This window comes from Mesorhizobium sp. M4A.F.Ca.ET.022.05.2.1 (assembly GCF_003998845.1).
In the GTDB taxonomy this organism is placed as follows: Bacteria; Pseudomonadota; Alphaproteobacteria; order Rhizobiales; family Rhizobiaceae; genus Mesorhizobium.
Map to the genome: position 1 here is coordinate 1 of NZ_RZOJ01000084.1, position 18609 is coordinate 18609.

Consider the following 18609-nt stretch of genomic DNA (forward strand, 5'->3'; position numbering starts at 1 on the left):
AATCGAGCAGCGCGCCAACCGCGATCGGCAGCGTGCAGTGACGGGCGTCGATGTGGCGCGCGATCCACAATTCCTGGCGCGGCACGCCCATGGCGACGAGCAGCACATCCGGCCGCAGCGCTGCGATCCTGTCGACGATCACCGGCTCCTCGGCGGCGGAGAAATAGCCGTCGTGGATGACCACGAACCTGTGCTGCACGGCGAGCGCGGCGAGCTTGACCGATGCCGCCTCGGCGTTCACGCGGGTGGCGCCGAGCAGGCCGACGGTCAGCGGCCGCGACGAGGCCTGCAGGAAGGCAGGCACGAAGTCGGTGCCGTTGAGGTTGTCCGGAAACGGCGCGCCGTAGAGCAGCAGCGCCGCCATGTCGACGCCGATGCCGTCGGGCAGGATGAGGAAATCGTCCAGCGCCTCGGCAAAGACCGGATCGGTGCAGGCGATGTTGGCATTGTGGGCGTTGAGGAAGCTGACCTTGGTGAAGCGCCGCTCAGCGACCAGCCGCGTCAGTAGCGCGATCGCGTCGTCCCAGCGGATGGCGAGCACGGGAATGCCGAGGATGGTCTTCAACGTGTCGGACCCGAACGCCTTGCGGGTGGCGTGCATGTTCATGCGAACGCCTCCTGCCTGACCGAACCGAGCTTATCGAGGCCAAGTTTGATCGCGGCATCGAGCGCCTTGACCTGACGGCGATGGAAGGCGCTGCCGTCGACATCCCTGGCATTCGCGGCGGCGGCCTCGAGCGCGGCGGCAAAGGCGATCGGATCGTCGGTGACGACACAATTGTCCGGGCGATGGCCGATGCCGCGCAGCGAGCGGCTGGTGGCGACGGACGGCAAGCCGAGTTCGAAGGTCTCGATGGTCTTGAGCTGCACACCGCTGCCGGCGGTGCTGATCAGCGGGATAACGGCGGCCGCGCGCACGAAGGCCTGCGCGTCAGGCACGCGGCCGACGAATTCGACACCGGGATGGGCGGAGGTGATGCCCGCCGGCATGCCGCCGGCGATCCTGATGCGGAAACCCGGTTTCAGATGCGGCACGACCTTTTGCAGGAACCAGTCGAGCCCGATGCGGTTCGGCTGCCAGGTCCAGGTGCCTATCAGGGCCGCGTCGAAGTCGATGCGCCTCCGGCCGGCCGGCGCCTGGCTGCGGGTGACCAGTGGCAACACCGCCGAGCGGTCGGTGGAGGCGACGCCAAGTGCCGCGCGATCCTCCTCGGCCAGGGTGAAGACGAAACGCGCCTGGCGGCAGAGCCGCTCTTCCATGACCTTGAGCAGCCTCGCCTCCCGGCGAAACAGGAGGCGCTGAAGGAGGCTTGCCGCGGCGGCATTCTCCTCGGCCGAGCGGTGCTCGACATTGTGGGCGACAAAGATGGACGGCCGGTCGCCGAAGAGCGTCTCGAAGGCGCCGGCGAACTGCACTGAGTTCAGCACATAACCGTCAACTGGGCCGGCGCGCCCGATCGCGGCACGGACCTCGGCATCGGAAACGATACGCAGCTTGACCGAGGCGAAGGTGAGGCCGGAGAGCATCGCCTTGGCCACCCAGGCGAGCTTTTGCAGCGGTGCTGCGCTTTCGGTGCGCACGTCGACGGCGCCGAGCACGATGGTGTTGTCAGGGTCGGCCGCCGGCTTTCCCGGCCAATTGAAGCCAACCACGGTGACGCGCACGCCCGCGCGCCGCAACGCGTCTATGATCGCGGCGTTGGCAATCTCATAGCCCGAAGCGAGAGCGCCGTCGGGCACGATCGATGTGGCGAACAGCAGATGCATCTCACCTATCCAGCGCAACCCAGATAGCAAAGCGGGGTGAACCCTTGATTAAGTGAACCAAATGGGCGCCGAGAGTCTCGGTGTCGCGGATTTCGCCGCGAAAGGTGATTAACGAAACGTTATCATCGCAGTGCTATCGAGGGCCAAAATCACCCCTGCGGCTGGAGCGCATGATCCCCTTGCCATCGGACGGTTCGGTATCGATCGCGGGACGCTCCCCTGGGCTTGCCGCCGAGGCGATCGAGGTGGTCGTTACGCTGCCGACCTTCAAGCGCCCGCAGATGCTGCTGGCGACGCTGGCGTCGCTGAAGGCTCAGCGGACCGCGAGACGCTTCGCCGTGATCGTGATGGAGAACGAAGCCGAGGCGCGCGACGGCGCCAAGGCGGCCTTGCCGTCCTTCGAGCGCGGCGAAATGTCGGGTCTGGTCATCATCGCGCATGAGCGCGGCAATTGCAGCGCCTACAACGCCGGCTGGCAGACCGCGATCCTGCATTTTCCCAATTTCCGCCACCTGCTGGTCATCGACGACGACGAGCTCGCCGATCCCGACTGGCTGGAGCGCATGTGCAAGGCGGCCGAGACGCTCGGCGCCGACATAATCGGCGGACCGCAGGTGCCGGTGTTCGCGGAGCCGACGCATACCAGATGGGCGGAGCACCCGGTCTTCGCGCCGCCCTATCGCGAGACGGGCCGCGTGCCTGCGCTCTATTCGTCCGGCAACCTCCTGGTCGGGCGACACGTGCTGACCGCCATGAGCCCACCCTTCCTCGACCTGCGCTTCAACTTCATGGGCGGTGGCGATTCCGATTTCCTCAGCCGAGCGGCCCAGAAAGGCTTCGTGCTCGGCTGGTGCGCCGCAGCCAAGGTGCATGAGACGGTGCCCGCGCGGCGCGTCGAGGCCGACTGGATCCGTGCCCGCAGCCTGCGCAACGGCGTGATCTCGACGCTGGTCGAGAAGAAGAAGCGCGCCGGCACGCCGCTTGCCGGCCTGAAAGTGTTCGCCAAGAGTCTGGCGCTGCTTGCCGCTTCGCCGCTGCGCGGCGCGATCCGGCTGGCGCGGACGGGATCGGTCGCGATCGGCCTCTATCCCATCCATGTCGCCCTCGGCCGCGTGATGGCCGAATTCGGATACGCCAATGAGCAATACCGGCAGCCTGAGAAGAACTGAGCGGGCGCCGCTCAGCGCGGCGTTCACCCGCGAGGGCGTCGCCACCGCGATAGCGGCGCTGCTGTTCACCGTCATCATGGTGTCGTTCCGGCCGTTCCAGCCGGCCGGCGCCGAGTTGACCGGCCAAGGTGGCGACATCGTCAATCAGCTGGGTTTCAGCTCGCTCGGCGCGATCTCGATCTTCTCGCTTATGGCGTTCGCCGACCCGCGGGTGGCGCGCTCGCTCTTCAGCCCGTCCTGGATGCTCATGCTCGGCTTCTTCATGCTATCGGTGGTGCTGGCGACCGATCCGCCCTCGGCGATGCGCGCCGCCTCGTTCACGCTGATCGGCATCCTGACCATGGCAACGATCCTGGCGCTGCCGCGCGACGCGGAAAGCTTCTCCAAGGTCATCATCTTCACCGCCATTGTCGTCATCGGCCTCTCCTATGTCGGCCTGATCGTCTTTCCGCATGAGGCCATGCACACGGCCGACTCGCAGGAACCCGAACATGCTGGGCTCTGGCGCGGCGTCTTCACCCACAAGAACATCGCCGGGCCGATCATGGCCTGCTTCAGCTTCGCCGGGCTCTATCTCTATCGGCGGGGGCAGAAGCTCTGGGGCGCGGGCATCTTCGCCGTCGCCATGATCTTCATGCTGCACACCGGCTCCAAGACGACGGTCGGGCTGGTGCCGTTCTCGATCCTGATCGTGGTGCTGCCGAGCCTGATCGGCATGCGGCTCGGCACGCCGATCCTGTTCGCGCTGGCAATCATCGCCACGGCGGTCGGCACGCTGGGCATTGTCTTCATTCCGCCGGTGAAGCACCTGGCGGCGGTCTATTTTCCCGACCTTACCTATACCGGGCGCACGACGCTGTGGGAGTTCGCCGGCGGCATGCTGGCGAAGAAACCCTGGACCGGCTACGGCTATGAGAGCTTCTGGGGGACACCGCTGCTGCTCAACCAGGACCAGCCCTTCGACCGACCCTGGGACATCCGGACCATTGTGCACGGCCATGACGGCTATCTCGACATCGCCGTGCTGATGGGTATTCCGGCGCTTTGCCTGGCGGTCTACACCTTCCTGATCGCGCCGCTGCGCGACTATATGCGCATCCCGCTGCGCAAGGAGAACATCTATCTCGGCGACTTCTTCATGATGGTGTTGCTGTTCGCGGCGCTGAACGGCTTCCTCGAAAGCTTCTTCTTCCGCCGCGCCGACCCCGTCTGGCTGTTCTTCGTGCTCAGCGTGCTCGGGCTGAGGCAGGTGGCGCTGCGGCCGCTGGCGGTGCGCCGCTCTTCCTGAGCTGGCTTCGACGGGGCTTTCCCGCCACGCCGCAAGCGTCTATGGGAAGGCCGTTCCCGCGGAGGCATCCAAATGACAATCAGGCTTGTTCTCGCCGGCTGCGGCAATATGGGTTTCGCCATGCTCTCGGGCTGGCTGAAATCCGGCAAGCTTGCACCGCAAGCCGTGTTCGTGGTCGAGCCCAATGACGCGTTGCGCAAGCGTGCCGAGGCGCTGGGCTGCGGCGCCGCCGCGGATGCCGCCGGAATTCCGGCCGACGCGGTGCCTTCCCTCGTCGTCATCGCGGTCAAGCCGCAAGTGATCCGCGACGTGACCGCCGCCTACAAGCGTTTCGGCGACGGCCGCACCACCTTCCTCAGCGTCGCCGCCGGCACGCCCGTCGCCACCTTCACCGAAATCCTGGGCGACCGTGCGCCGATCGTGCGCTGCATGCCGAACACGCCGGCCGCCATCGGCAAGGGCATGATGGTGGTGTTCTCCAACCCGCTGGTGTCGGACGACACGAAGCGCTTCGTCGCCGACCTGTTGGCGGCGAGCGGCGAAGTGGCCGAGATCGACGACGAAGGCTTGATGGACGCGGTAACGGCGGTGTCCGGATCAGGCCCGGCCTACATCTTCCATTTCATCGAGGCGCTGACGGCTGCAGCCGAAAAGGCCGGCCTGCCGGCCAGGACCGCCGGCCTGCTCGCCATGCAGACGGTCTATGGCGCCGCCTCGCTCGCCGCCGAAAGCCACGAGGACCCCGGCGTGCTGCGCCAGCAGGTGACCAGCCCGAACGGCACGACGGCCGCCGCGCTTGGCGTGCTGATGGGCGAGGAGCGGCTGACGAGGCTTTTGACCGAAGCGGTGGAAGCGGCGCGGCTGAGGTCGATAGAGCTGGGGAAGTAAACTCGATCAGCCGTACAGCATCTCGTCCTGCTTGCGGCGCAAGGCGTAGAGCCTGGTCGTCTCGTCAGGCGCGGCGTTGTCCGCGGTCAGCAATTCGCCTTTCCTGACCGGCTTCAGAACTTTGCCGCCCTCAAGCAGGCCGACGGGCACGGCGCGGCTGGCGCGGGCATCTGTGACGGTCATCGTCCAGGAGCGGTAGCAGGTCTCGCCGATGGCGTCGAAGGTCTCGCCCGCTGCCAGATCGCGCTTGGCGACGGCGCAGACCTCGGCCACCGGCCTCGGCAGCGGCACCATGTCGGGCCGGCGATGGAGCACGATGCGGGCGGCGGTCAGCGGCACTTCCAGCGAGGTCAGGTGGTAGGGCCGGAAGAAGCTGTAGTAGGGGCCGTGGCCGACATGGAGATCGTCCATGCGCTCGATGACGCGCGGATGCGTCGCCTCGACGATGACGAAGACGCCGGGCGCCACGCCCTTGCCGATCGTATAGTCGACGACGCCCTTCTTCGACAGGATGCCGCCATCGGCCTTCGGGATCAGCACCTTGGCGAGCTCGTCGCGGTCGGCCTTGGGACCATGCATGCCTGGGACATCCGGCACCAGACCGGTGGCGTTGGCTATGGCGCACATCTCGACCATGGTTTTCGAGCCGTCGACGAACTCGACCAGCATGCGCGGGTTCATGTTGCGGCGCAGCGCCTCCTCGCGGTAGTCGTCGGGCACCGCGTCATGGTTGAGCGGATTGTTCTTGCCCTTGCCGGCCGAGACGATGGTGTAGCCTAGCGCCGAGGCGAACTCGATCAGTTCCATGCAGCTCGACGGCTCGTCGCCGGCGCCGACCGAATAGACGACGCCTAGCCGGTCGGCTTGCTGTTTCAGATAGCAGCCGATGGTGACGTCGGCCTCGACATTCATCATCACCAGATGCTTGCCGTGCTCCATGGCCATCAGGTCGAAGTCGGCGGCGACGCCGGGTTTTCCCGTGGCGTCGATGACGACGTCGATCAGCGGATTGGTGACCAGCATTTCGTTCGAGGTGATGGCGATCCTGCCGCTCTCGATCGCCTGGCTGACCTTCGAAGCGGTGTCGGCCTCAGCCGCCATGGCCTCGTCGCCATAGGCGATGCGGATCGCGTCGCGGGCGGTGTGCGGGCGCCGCGTCGAGATGGCCGCGACCGAAATGCCGGGCATCAGCATGCCCTGCGTCACCAGATCGGTGCCCATCTCGCCGGAGCCGATAACGCCGATGCGCACCGGACGGCCTTCGGCGGCCCGTCTGGCGAGATCGCGGGCAAGCCCGGTCAGGGCGACATTGGTCATGCGGAAACGTCCATGCTTTTTTATTTGAAGCGGCAATAGCAGGCAACCGCCCTCCATTGCCAATGAAACCGGCAAAACGGCGGCAATTTCTCTGGGATTTGGAGCAATTAAAGGAAAAGCGCGCAGCGGTTTTCCTTCGGCGCCTTTGACTCTCCAGCCAAGGCAGGAACGAGCGCAGAAACACATAGTTTGAACGCAACCGCACACGCCATACCCATGCGCTCCGCCGCTGCGCGCCGAAGCTGTATCGTTCACCCCCGAACCCGCATGGCGCGTTGTCGCACCGGGGGACACGGCATCATGATGGCTGGCCCAATGGCAAGCCTTTGCACCGGAGGCCGGCTTCGCTGCGAGAAGTATTCAGGCCGCGATTCTGCCGGCGGTTGAACCCTTGCTGCCCACGGTCATATTTTGCTGGAGGCACATTGCCTTGCCGGTGCTGGAAGACCGGCCGACGCCAGCGCGTGATTCTATGTGCGCCGCGTTTTGTACTTCGTTTGCGCGAAGGGTACTTTTGCTCCTTTCACGCCAATTGGCGTTCCTTTCACACCAAATGGCGGGTCAGCGGCCCGTCCTTTCTGTGCCATTTTTGCTACATCCGGCGAAACTAATGGCCGGATTCTCGTTTTTGGCGGGCCCCCAAATGAATAAGCGCTCACACGTTGCGAAATTTTGATAGATAATCGTGGGAGAGCTCCGGTGGCAGGCTTGGGCACTGAGCGCCTAAAAAAACAACACGGGCGCGGGGATACAAAGTCACGGGGTAGAAATGAACAGGACGGGTAATGTCACCGTTGGCTGGCGCATTGCGCTCGCCATGACAGTTTCGATGCTGGCTTGTGGGACTGCTAGCGCACTCACGCTCAAGGAAGCCATAGCGGTCGCGGTCGAATCCAATCCGGAGATCGGCCAGGCGATCCAGAACCGCGAGGCGATCGAATTCGAGCTGCGCCAGGCGAAGGGTCTCTACCTTCCGAGCGTCGATCTGGAAGCATCGGCCGGCGCCCGCCGTCTCGACAATCCATCCCGGCGCGCGCTTTCCATAGAGGATGACGCGCTCTATCCGGCCGAAACCGATCTGACGGTCTCGCAGACGCTCTATGACAGCGGCGCAAGGCGCGCCGAATTGAACCGTCAGGCCTCACGGGTCGACGGCGCGTCGTTCCGGGTGCTGGAGCGGTCCGAATTCATCGGGCTGTCCGTCGTCCAGGACTATCTGGAATACATGCTGCAGGCTCAGATCGTCTCGGAGGCGAAGAAGAACCTCGGCTTCCATCAGTCCATTCTCGGCGACATCCAGCAAGGCATCGCCGGCGGCGCGCTGAACGAGGCCGACCGCCAGCAGGCCGAGGAGCGGCTGTTCGCCGCCAAGGCGCGCATGCAGGAAGCCACCGAGGAACTTGAAGCCGCCAAGATACGGTTCTTCAAGACCGTTGGAAAACCGCTGACCAATGCTTCGCGGCCGGGCGATGTCTCCGCTGCCCTGCCGCGCTCGCTTGACGAGGCGATCGGGCTGGCGCGGCAGAACAATCCGCGCGTGCACATGGCCAACAGCGACATCGACGCCGCCGCATCCCTGGTCGACGCCGCACGGGCGAAATTCGGACCGTCGATCATCGCCGAGGGCGTTGCCCGCGCCGGCACCGACATCGACGGCAATGACGGTGATACCAGCGACCTGCAGGCGCGGGTGGTGCTGCGCTGGAACCTCTATCGGGGCGGCATCGACAAGGCCAACGAGCAGGAACAGATCCGTCGCACCAGCGAACAGCGCCTTGCGCTGCATCAGGTTCTGCGCGAGATCGAGGAAGCGGTCCGCACCTCCTGGGACCGTCGCTTCCGGCAAGCCGACCTGGCAAAGACACTGAAGCAACAGGCCGCCGCCAATGAAAGGCTGGTCGGGTCCTATCGCGAGCAGTTCAAGGTCGGCCAGAGATCGCTGCTCGACGTGCTCGACGCGCAGAACACGCGCTTCAACACGGCGACGCTGGCCGATACCGCGTCCTACGCCTCGCTTTTCGCCCAGTACCGCCTGCTGGCGGCGACGGGAGAGCTGCTGAAGACGATGAACATCGCGCCGGCGAAGCAGTCGACGGCCTATGCGCGAACCGAGTTCGGCGTGCCGGAAACCGCCGATACCGAAACCTATGCGCGGACCCCGTCGGAGCAGAAGAACGATCTGCCGTTCGACATCCTCGCGCCAGTCAGGAAGAAGCAGCCGATGTAAGTCGATCGCTGGTCCTTCGGGGCGGGTCGTGAATCAGCAGCCACATATCCTGTCGCCCAAAGAGGCGTTCAAGGCCTGTTTTTCGGCCGTTGCGGCGTATCTCGGCAGGCCGAGCGCGGAGACCGTGCTGTTTGCCGGGGTCCCGATCGGGGAGTCGCGCATCGAGATCGCCGATATCAGGCACCTGGCCGAGCGCATCGGCCTGGAGGTCAGCGAATTCAACCATCGTGATTTCCTGCGCGGACGCGTCGACCTTCCGGCCATCGTTTTCCGCGTCAGCCAGTTGCCCGTCGCGCTGCTGGCGGAAATCGACAGCGGCGACTACCTCACCGCCCCTCAGGAAAACGGCCGCACTACGATCAGCAAGTCCGAGCTGGCCGAAAGCTATATCAGCGGCGGCGCGTCCTTCTCGATCACCTACGCCAACACCACCGAGGCGATGAAGGTCGGCTCGGCGCCGAAGATCGAGCGCCGGCACTGGCTAACCGGAACGATGGGTGCGTTCTGGCGCACCTATTCGAAGGTCGTGCTGTCGGCGATCTTCATCAACATGCTGGCCATCGCATCGCCGATCTTCACCATGAACGTCTACGACAGGATCCTGCCGAACAAGGCGATCGCGACGCTCTGGGTGCTGGCGCTGGGCATCGGCGCAGTCATCCTGTTCGACCTGCTTTTGAAGACGGCACGCGCCTCGCTCATCGACTATGCCGGGCGCAGGGCGGATCTTAGAATATCCTATCTCCTGTTCGAGAAGGTGCTGAACTCTTCGCTATCGACGCGGCCCGGTTCAACCGGCGAATACGCAAGCCGCGTCACCCAATATGAATTTGTGCGGGAGTTCTTCACCTCCAACACGATCAGCGTCTTCATCGACACCGTCTTCGTCTTCGTCTTCCTGCTGGTCATCTACGCAATCGGCGGCTGGCTGGTGGTCATCCCGGCGCTTGCCTTCGTGATCTCCATCATCGTCGGACTGGTGACGCAGCGCCGCATCGGCAAGCGCGTGGCGGCCTCGATGAACGAGGCCTCGCAGCGCCAGGCGCTGCTGGTCGAATCCATCTCGACGCTGGAAACGATCAAGTCGCTGCGCGCCGAGGCGTACCTGCTGCGCAAATGGGGCGAGCATTCCAAGAACGCTGCCAACACGTCGGAAAAGATCAAGCAGCTTTCGGCCGCCGCCGGCAACATCACCGGATCCATCCAGCAGCTGGTGACCGTCGCCCTGGTCGTGGCCGGCGCCTATGCCTTCTCGGAAGGGTATGTCTCCACCGGGGCAATCATCGGCACGGTCATGCTGGCAAGCCGGGCCGTGGCGCCGCTTGGCCAGATCGCCATCACGCTCTCCCGGTTCCGCCAGGCCATGCTGTCGCTGAGGATCGTCAACTCGATCATGTCGCAGCCGGAGGACAGGCCGGACACGGTGGGTTTCGTCAATCGCCCGATCCGCAACGGCGCGATGGCCTTCAAGAATGTCGGCTTCGTCTATCCCGGCTCCGAAACCGAGGTACTGAGCGGGCTGAATTTCTCGGTCAAGCCTGGCGAGCGTGTCGGCATTATCGGCCGCATTGGATCGGGCAAGACCACGATGGGACGCCTGATCGGCAGGCTTTTCCTGCCGAGCTCGGGGGAGCTGCTGGTCGACGGCATCGATATCCGCCAATACCACCCCTCGGAGGTGCGCGCCGCGGTCGGCATCGTCGCCCAGGCCGGCGACCTGTTTTCGGGCACCATCAAGGAGAACCTTTTGATGGCGGCGCCGGAGGCGAGCGACGAGGCCATCATCGAGGCCGCGAAGGCCGCCGGTGTCGATGAATTCGTCTCCCGTCATCCTCGCGGCTACGACATGAATGTCGGCGAGCGCGGCACCAACCTGTCGGGTGGCCAGAGGCAAGCGGTGGCGATCGCGCGCCTGCTTTTGACCAGACCGAAGATCGTCTTTCTCGACGAGCCGTCGGGGTCGATGGACCTTGCCTCGGAACGACAGCTGATCAAGCAGCTGAAGGTGGCTTTCGAGCGAAACACGACGCTGATCGTCTCGACCCATCGCTTCAGCATGCTGGAGCTGGCCGACCGCCTCATCGTCATCGATCAGGGCAAGATCGTCGCCGACGGGCCGAAGGAACAAGTCATCCAGGCGCTGCAGAAGTCGAGCGCCTGACTGGGACAGGGTAGATGCTTGCAAGGGAAGATCGTCCGCCGCTTTTCGCGTCGGCCTCGATATACATCATAGCGGCGCTGTTCGTCGCTTTCGTCGGCTGGGCAGCCTTCGCCGAAGTCGACGAGATCGCGCGCGGCGACGGCAAGGTCATACCTGCCTCGAAGACCCAGATCATCCAGGCCAGCGAGGCCGGCGTTGTCCAGGAGATCGCCGTCAAGATCGGCCAGGTCGTCAAGAAGAACGACCTGATCATCCGCCTCGACAATACGGGCAACAGCTCCAGCCTCGGCGAGCAGCAGGCCAAGGCGCGCGCTTTGCAGACGCGCATCGCCAGGCTCAAATACGAGCAAAGCGGCAACATTGCCGGCCCCTTTCCATGCCCGGCCGACATCCAGTCGGTCGCCCCGGAAATCTGCGACAATGAGCAGAGGCTGCTCGTTGCGCGGCGTGGAAACTTCGAGAACAAGCTGTCGGTGCTCAAGTCGCGCCTCGACCAGCGCGAGAAGGAACTGGACGAGGCAACCGCCAATTTCGACCGCCTGTCGAAGAACCTGATCGTCAGCGACCAGGAGGCCAAGCTGGTCGAAGCGATGGTCAAGAAGGGGCTGATGGCCAGGACCGAGCAGCTTCGCGTCGAGCGCGAGCAGACCGAGCTGAACGGCCAGCTCAATCTCGCCGGCGAGACCATAAAGAAGGCCAAGGCGGCGATCACCGAGGCGCAGCTGCAGGTGGATGAGCTCGGCCTGCAACTGCAGCAGGAGGCCCTGGACGAGCTCACCCAGGCGCTGGCCGAGCTTTCGGTCGTGGAGGAGACCATCCGCGGTGCCACCGACAAGGTGGCGCGCACCGATATCCGCTCGCCGGTGGACGGCATCGTCAACACGCTGGACCTGAACACGCTGGGTGCCTTCGTGCAGCCTGGCGCGGTGGTCGCCGGCATCGTCCCGACCTCGGAAACCCTGCTGGTCGAAGCGCGGGTCTCGCCGCGCGACGTCGCCTTCATCCGGCCGGACCAGGAAGCGCTGATCAAGGTCACGGCCTACGACTTCTCGATCTTCGGCGGCATCGAGGGAAAGGTCTCGAACATCACCGCCGACAGCCTGGTCGATCAGAAGACCGGCGAACCGTACTACCAGGTGCGTGTCGCCACGGAAAAGTCGACACTGGCAAGGGACGGCAAAACCTATTCCATCATTCCAGGCATGATCTGCTCGGTCGACATCAAGACCGGACGAAAGACAATCCTGACCTATCTCTTGAAGCCGATCAACAAGGCACGCGAGGAGGCGATGAGTGAGCGATAGCATCACACCTGCCATCCCCCAGGGCGAGCGGCTGCTCCTGCCGCTGACCGCCGAGGATTTCGGACCGGAATTCCGCGTCGTCGCACGTGGCGGCGTGCGCCGCGGCATCCGCCTCGAGCGCGCCTTCTGGGTGACGCTCAAACAGATGGCCGAAAGCCGCAAGTGCACGATCGGCATGCTGGTCGACGAGATTGCCGAAAGCCACGCCGAACAGGGGAACCTGACCTCGGCGATCAGGGTCGCCTGCATGCGCGGACTGGCGCAGGAGAACCTTGCACTGCGCAAGCTTGCCTCGATCAGGACGATCACCGCGATACTTGTCGCCTGCCCTTCGCCGGCCTTCGCGCTGTCGTCGTCGAAGAAGATCCTTACTTTCAACGCGCCGTTCCAGCAGCTGGTCAAGCGCCAGTTGCCGGCGAGCCCGAATGACGATGCGCGGCACGACCTGAAGCTGGCGCTCGACCTCAACGTGGCCGATATCTTCGCCCGGCTCGAGGCCAATGGCGAAACGCCCGTGAATACCGGTTTCGTCATAGGCGTCGGCGAGCGCCGCTACCGTGGCCAGCTCAACGTGGCGCGCGCGCCCGTGGCCGAGCCGGAATTGCTGATGGCTTTCGTCTTCAGCGGCTGACCCCGGAGGGGCCGGGAAGGTGTTCAGCGCGGGCCCATGCGGGTCGGCGCCACAATCGCGGAGACCATGTCCGGCTCCAGGCCCTCGCCGGGGGCAACCGTGGCAACGCCGCCCTTGATGTCGGCCATCTCGGCGCCGCCGGTCTTGGAGCCATGGATCCAGGCCCGGTCCATGCTGAAGGAATAGAGCGGAACGTAGTCGGGCAGATCGCTGTCACGCCTGACGGCATTGCCGAGACTGTCAAGGATGAAGGCACCGCTGGCGGTACTCACCGACAGCACGGCGTGGAAGAATTTCCGTTTGCGGTCCTGAAGAACGACGAGCGACATGCTCTGCGCCGGAACGCCGGCCTGCAGCAGCGCCGTCATCTTGAGAATGGCGAAATCCTCGCAGTCGCCGGCCCGGCGCTCGAGGATTTCCGAAGGCTTCGCCCAATAGTCCAGCTTGCCGTAGACGGCGCTGTCCTTCCGGTAGGCGATCAGGCGGTTGATGCTCGTGTTGACGAAAGCCAGCCTGTCGCTGAACCCCATGCCCTTGGCGGCGTCGACGATCGCGACGAAGGCGGTGTTCTTGCGTTCGCATGCGCTGCCGGCCGAGCAGTCGACGATCGCCCGGTAGACGGGCGCCCAGCGCGCCGCAACCGGGAAGTTGCGCATCGACAGCGCGACCGAGCCGAACACGCCCGGAATGATCGCGGCCGTCTGGATAGGGTCAATGCCGGCGCCACCCTGCGCCGCTGACGCGGCCTCCGCACGCTCGACCTCGCCGAAGCCATAGGCACCGGAGACCATGCCGATCCTGTATGACGCCGCAGGCTGCCAGGGCTGATATCTGGCCAGCGAAACACCGCCCAGGCTGAGGGGTGCCCGGACCACTTTCGCAAGCGTTCCCGTGAATGCCGAATCACCCGGCGCGGCGCTCGCCGATGACGGTTGCGGCATCCCGCAGAGGCCGATCGCCAGCGCGAGAACCTCGAGTCCGGCTTTCCCCAGCAGAGCTTTTTGTGTTTTCATGACGCCCACCTTTGACTGTGGACGCTATCAATCCTGTCTCAAATTATTGGAAATGAAGGTGGATAAGTTTGCAGCAATTCATTTCATCTACTTTTCCTAAAATTTTATTCTTATTTATACTTATATTTGCCAAACCCGGCCCGCCGACCCCAACCAAAACGGGTCCGGAAAAGCACTAGTATACCGGGTTATATGGCGAAGGTTTACCATGCGTAAAAAATAGCAAAGTTACTATATCATAATATATGAAACAGAATGAGCGACTGTTGCAAAGACAAGGCCGTCCCTGTCTCTTCCCGGGAAATACCGGAGGGGTTTCCAGCCATGACGACCAACATCGATTCGGACAACGTTTCAGCTTCCTTTGACGAGCGCGCGGTTTCCACTGAACACGCCGGCCTGACACCGGCGCAGGAAATCCAGGTCGCGCAGGCCGCCTCGACAGGGCAAGCCGCGCCGGCGGATCCGGTACCGGTCGATGTCGGCAGCGGCGCACCCGTTCAGCCCGAAGCACCGGCAGCTGCCGCGAACCCGCCGGCAAATGGAGCGCCGGCGGCTGCGGCAAACGCACCGGCGGGCGCGGCGCATGATTATGTGGCCGACGCCAGCAATGTCGTCAGGCTTCCGGCCAATGTCTCGATCGACAACATCAAGGTCGACGGCCACAACCTCGTGCTCGTGCAGCCCGACGGATCTGAGATCGTCATCAAGGACGGCGCGCTCAATGTGCCCACCTTCATCCTCGGCGAAGTCGAGGTGCCGCGCGTTGCCCTGATCGCGGCGCTGGAAGCAAGCCATGTCGACGTTGCCTTCGGCGCCGACGGCTCGATCTCTGCCGGACCCGGAAACGGCTCGCCGAATAGCGCGGGCGGAAACTTCTCCGTCCCTCCCGGCGGCATCGGCGACGGCTTCGACCTGTCGGCCCTGCTGCCGCCGACGGCCCTGCAGTTCGGCCAGCTCGACCGGCGCGAACTCTTCCCATCCATTGTCGACAGGAAGGTTTCGGTGGTGGCGGTGTCGCTGCTTACGCCGGACGAGGCGGCCAGCGAAACCGGCCTCGACGGCGGCCCGTCACAGTCGCCGGGCAGCGACGCGCCAAGCAATTCGGAGACGTCGAGCACCGGAACGATCACCATCGACGCGCCGGACGGGATCGGCTCGATCGTCATCAACGGCGTCACCGTCACGGGCGTCGGGCAGCAGATCCAGGGCCAGTTCGGCTACATCACGATCGTCTCCTTCAATCCGGTCACCGGCGCTATTGAATACAATTACACGGTGACCGAGTCGGTCACCCATCCCGATCACACCAACGGTTACGACCCCAACGATACGGTTCCGGACAATTTCAGCATCACCGTCACGGATTCCGACGGCGATACCGCCAGCACCACCTTTGCGGTCGCCATCATCGATGACGTACCGACGGCGGTTGCCGACACCGATGCGGTGGCAGCGGGTTCGTTCGCGCCGGTCGCCGGCAATGTCATGGACGGCAGCGGATCGGACGGCAACGCGGCGGGCGCCGACACCAAGGGCGCCGACGACGCGACGGTGGTCGGCGTCGCCGCCGGCAACACCAATACCGATGTCGACAATGCCGCCACGCTCAATACGCCCATCCAGGGCGAATATGGCAAGCTGACGCTTCACGCGGACGGCTCCTACACCTATGTGCGCGACGCCGGCACGCCCGGCGGCGTCAACGACGTCTTCACCTACACGATCAAGGACGGCGACGGCGACACCTCGCACACCACGCTGACGATCTCGATCGGCAACTCGACGCCGGAAATCAGCGACCTGACGCCGGAGGCCAATGGCGGCGACGTCATCGTGAATGAAAACGACCTCCTGGCCAGCCGCGGGCCCGACGAGTCGGCCGGTTCCGACACTTCGAAGGAAAGCACGACCCAGGGCGGCACCTTCACCATCAACTCGCCTGACGGCATCGCCTCGCTGGCGATCGACGGCCACACCTTCATCACCAATGGCACATTCACCGGCGGTTCGTTCACGACCGCGCTCGGCAACACGCTGACGGTGACCGGCTATGACGCCGGCACCGGCGTGGTCAGCTACACCTACACGCTTAACGACAACGAGGCGCATGCCACCGCCCAGGACACCAACAGCCTGTTCGAGAACTTCACCGTCACGCTGACCGACGAGGACGGGCAGAGCGCCAACGGCACGCTCTCCGTCAACATCGTCGACGACGTGCCGGCGGCGAGCGCGGAAGCCTCGCAGGACGTCGCTGAAGGCGCGACGGTCACCGGCACACTGGACTTCGTCGCCGGCGCCGACGGCGCGACGGTGACGCATATCGACGGCACGCTGCTGGTCTTCGGCCAGGACGGCTACTCGCAAGCGATCGACATCGGCGACGGCTCCATCAAGGTCAAGGCCGATGGCAGCTATTCCTTCACCGCCGACAATCCGGTGATCGGCACGGGCGCGGCCTCGGCAACCTACACGGTGACCGACAGCGACGGCGATACGGCAACGGCCGGCATCAGCTTTGCCGTCACCGACGCCAACCATCCGACGACCGGCACGGCCGCGGCCTCGGTCGACGATGACGGGTTGGCCGATGGCAATGCGGCGAGCACGACTGGCGACATTGCGGTGCCGAACACCGATGGCGACAACAACGAAGCGACCTTCTCGGGCACGCTCGGCGGCAGCGTCGGCGGCGACGGCGCCGGCGCCAACGGCTTCTCCTTCGCGGCGCTCAACGGCACGACCGGCACGGTCGGCCAGGAGAACGTTGCCTACAGCTGGGATGCTGGCACCCACACGCTGACCGCGACCACCACCAGCGGCGACCGCATCGGCACGGCGCTGTTCACGGTGCATGTGACGAACCCGGCGACCGGCGCCTATACTGTGGCTCTGCTCGACAACGTGCTGCATACGGGCGGCCCGAACGACGAGAACAATGCGAGCGTCGATCTCGGCTATGTCATCACCGATGCCGACGGCTCGACGGCGCCTGGCACGCTGACCATCACCTTCAACGACGATGCTCCGTCGCTGACGGTCGGCACGGTCAACGAGAGCGCCATCACGCTGGTGACGCAGGACGCCCAGACGATCGGGCCGGCCTCCGACACGGCGAGCGCGAGCTTCGCGGCCGCCTTCCTGGCGGCGGTGACGCCGAGCTATGGCGCCGACGGCGCCGGCTCGACGGTGATCAGCGGCTACACGCTCAACGTCACCAACTCGGCCTCCGGCCTGACCAGCCAGGGTGAAGCGATCACCCTGGCCAAGGTCGGCAACGACATCGTCGGCTCGACCGCCTCGCATGGCGAGATCTTCAGGATCGCCGTCGATGCGAACGGCACCGTGACGCTGACCCAGTCCCAGCAGATCGACCACCTGCCCGAGAGCCTCGACACCACCAACAACAACGCCCACATCGACCTCGGCAGCGGCCTGGTGACGCTGTCGGCGACGGCGACGGTGACCGATGGCGACCACGACCAGGCGACCTCGACGGTGAGCACCGATCTGGGCGGCAACATCGGCTTCGACGACGACATCCCGTCGCTGATAGTCCCGGCCTCCGCGGTTGTGGCGAATGGAGCCGGCGCAGCGGTCTCGTTCGACCTCGACATCGACGGTATCCTCACCAACAATTACGGCGGCGACAGCGGCGGAACCGTCATCTTCCCATCGTCGCTCGACGGCGCAGCCAGCGGGCTGACCTCCAACGGCGTTCCGATCGTGTTCGATGTCTCCGGGGACGGCCACACGCTTACAGGCCTCGCCGGCGCCACTTCCGTGTTCGTCATCACACTCGACCCGGCGACCGCGTCCTACTCCGTCGACATGAACGGGACAGTGGACAGCATAACCACTGTCGACTTCAACGGCGGCGGCTATGACTTCGTCGGCGGTAACGGAGCCTGGGCTGGCTTCAACACGCTAGCCAATGACGACAGCAAGGATCTGCTGCTCACGCCGATTGTGGGCGGTGTCAGTTCCGGCACGCTCAACACGAACGCGAATGAAGGCGGCGTCAGCGGCGGCAATTCGGTCGGGTCGGGCGAGAAGATGCGCCTCGACTTTGTCGTGGACCTGACCGGGAGCCCGCCGAACGGCAGCTACTCGTCGCCCTCGACGCATCTCTTCGAAGGACACTACACCACCAACGGCGCGTCGGCGAAGTTCACCGGCATCTCTTCCGAGTCGGCGGCTCGCTTCGCCGCCTTCGACGATCCGGACGGTGCCGGGAACGTGACCGTCGGCGACGGCGCCCAGGACTCGGTTACCGCGGTTGCGATCAGCTACAACGGCGAGACCAAGCTGGTGCAGTTTGCCGACATCGGCACGACGACCGCGAACGTCACTGTCGGCGGTCACATATTCACGGTACATTTCGTCGATGGCGCCGCTGCCGGAACACAATACGAGGCAGTCGTCGGCTCGATCCTGCAGAACACGTCGATAGCGAGCTATACGGCAACCGGATACAACAGTCTCGAGATTGCCTACGAGTCGGGCGACACGTTCAAGCTCGGAGACTTTGGCGCCGCGGCTGCGACAAACAGCCCGGTGAGCTTCGATCTTCCGGTCAGCATCGTCGATGGCGACAACGATAGCGCCCTTGGCACGATCGGCATAACGCTGAGCCCGTCGGGCGAAGGCATTCAGAACTACTCGTCGTCGCTGGCCGGCGACCCTCACACCTACACGTCGACGCTGGCCGCGCCGCATATCATCGGCTCGGACTTCAACGACACGCTGAACGGTGACGGCGGCAACAATGTGCTCTTTGGCGGCACCGGCGCCGATACGATCAACGGCGGCGGGGGCCACGACATGCTGATCGGCGGGAC

The 18609-nt window shown here is 64.7% G+C and carries 12 protein-coding genes; 8 read left to right on the top strand and 4 right to left on the bottom strand.

Annotated elements, in window-relative coordinates:
* The coding region (locus EN745_RS12290) for a WecB/TagA/CpsF family glycosyltransferase (RefSeq protein ID WP_127421362.1) at window positions 1-607 on the bottom strand (607 nt) is incomplete at its 3' end.
* Window positions 604-1767, bottom strand: a complete 1164-nt coding sequence (locus EN745_RS12295) for a glycosyltransferase family 4 protein (protein WP_127421363.1) — start codon at window positions 1765-1767, stop codon at window positions 604-606. The genes EN745_RS12295 and EN745_RS12290, both read right to left, overlap by 4 nt.
* Window positions 1768-1937: 170 nt before the next feature.
* On the opposite strand from EN745_RS12295, the gene EN745_RS12300 reads away from it, so the two are divergent.
* The 3 genes from EN745_RS12300 to proC all read left to right on the top strand — a co-directional run bounded on the left by EN745_RS12300 (window position 1938) and on the right by proC (window position 5112).
* Window positions 1938-2936, top strand: a complete 999-nt coding sequence (locus tag EN745_RS12300) for a glycosyltransferase (protein ID WP_126056474.1) — start codon at window positions 1938-1940, stop codon at window positions 2934-2936.
* Window positions 2905-4224, top strand: coding sequence for an O-antigen ligase (locus EN745_RS12305; protein ID WP_126056475.1), 1320 nt, complete (start codon window positions 2905-2907; stop codon window positions 4222-4224). Before EN745_RS12300 ends, EN745_RS12305 begins: the two co-directional genes overlap by 32 nt.
* A gap of 72 nt (window positions 4225-4296) precedes the next feature.
* Window positions 4297-5112, top strand: coding sequence for a pyrroline-5-carboxylate reductase (gene proC / locus EN745_RS12310; protein ID WP_126056476.1), 816 nt, complete (start codon window positions 4297-4299; stop codon window positions 5110-5112).
* 6 nt (window positions 5113-5118) lie between these two features.
* Here proC and EN745_RS12315 read toward each other — a convergent pair whose 3' ends face one another.
* Window positions 5119-6429 carry an NAD(P)H-dependent oxidoreductase gene (locus EN745_RS12315; protein ID WP_126056477.1) on the bottom strand — a complete coding sequence of 437 codons (1311 nt, stop codon included), beginning with the start codon at window positions 6427-6429 and terminating at the stop codon, window positions 5119-5121.
* 769 nt (window positions 6430-7198) lie between these two features.
* On the opposite strand from EN745_RS12315, the gene EN745_RS12320 reads away from it, so the two are divergent.
* From EN745_RS12320 to EN745_RS12335, 4 genes are read left to right on the top strand one after another with little or no spacing between them, the layout of a single operon-like run.
* On the top strand, window positions 7199-8656 hold the full coding sequence (locus tag EN745_RS12320; protein WP_126056478.1) for a TolC family outer membrane protein: 1458 nt from the start codon (window positions 7199-7201) through the stop codon (window positions 8654-8656).
* Between the two features lie 28 nt (window positions 8657-8684).
* A complete protein-coding gene (locus tag EN745_RS12325; RefSeq protein WP_126056479.1) occupies window positions 8685-10817 on the top strand; it encodes a type I secretion system permease/ATPase in 2133 nt (710 codons plus the stop codon).
* 14 nt (window positions 10818-10831) lie between these two features.
* Window positions 10832-12121, top strand: coding sequence for an HlyD family type I secretion periplasmic adaptor subunit (locus EN745_RS12330; protein ID WP_126056480.1), 1290 nt, complete (start codon window positions 10832-10834; stop codon window positions 12119-12121).
* Window positions 12111-12752: a ribbon-helix-helix domain-containing protein gene (locus EN745_RS12335; protein ID WP_126056481.1), complete on the top strand. Its 642-nt coding sequence runs from the start codon at window positions 12111-12113 to the stop codon at window positions 12750-12752. Before EN745_RS12330 ends, EN745_RS12335 begins: the two co-directional genes overlap by 11 nt.
* 23 nt (window positions 12753-12775) lie before the next feature.
* On the opposite strand, the gene EN745_RS12340 is transcribed toward EN745_RS12335, so the two are convergent.
* Window positions 12776-13765: a transglutaminase-like cysteine peptidase gene (locus EN745_RS12340; protein WP_127421364.1), complete on the bottom strand. Its 990-nt coding sequence runs from the start codon at window positions 13763-13765 to the stop codon at window positions 12776-12778.
* Between the two features lie 324 nt (window positions 13766-14089).
* On the opposite strand from EN745_RS12340, the gene EN745_RS12345 reads away from it, so the two are divergent.
* Window positions 14090-18609, top strand: a 4520-nt coding sequence (locus EN745_RS12345) for a DUF5801 repeats-in-toxin domain-containing protein (RefSeq protein WP_189363029.1), incomplete at its 3' end; no start/stop codon positions are given.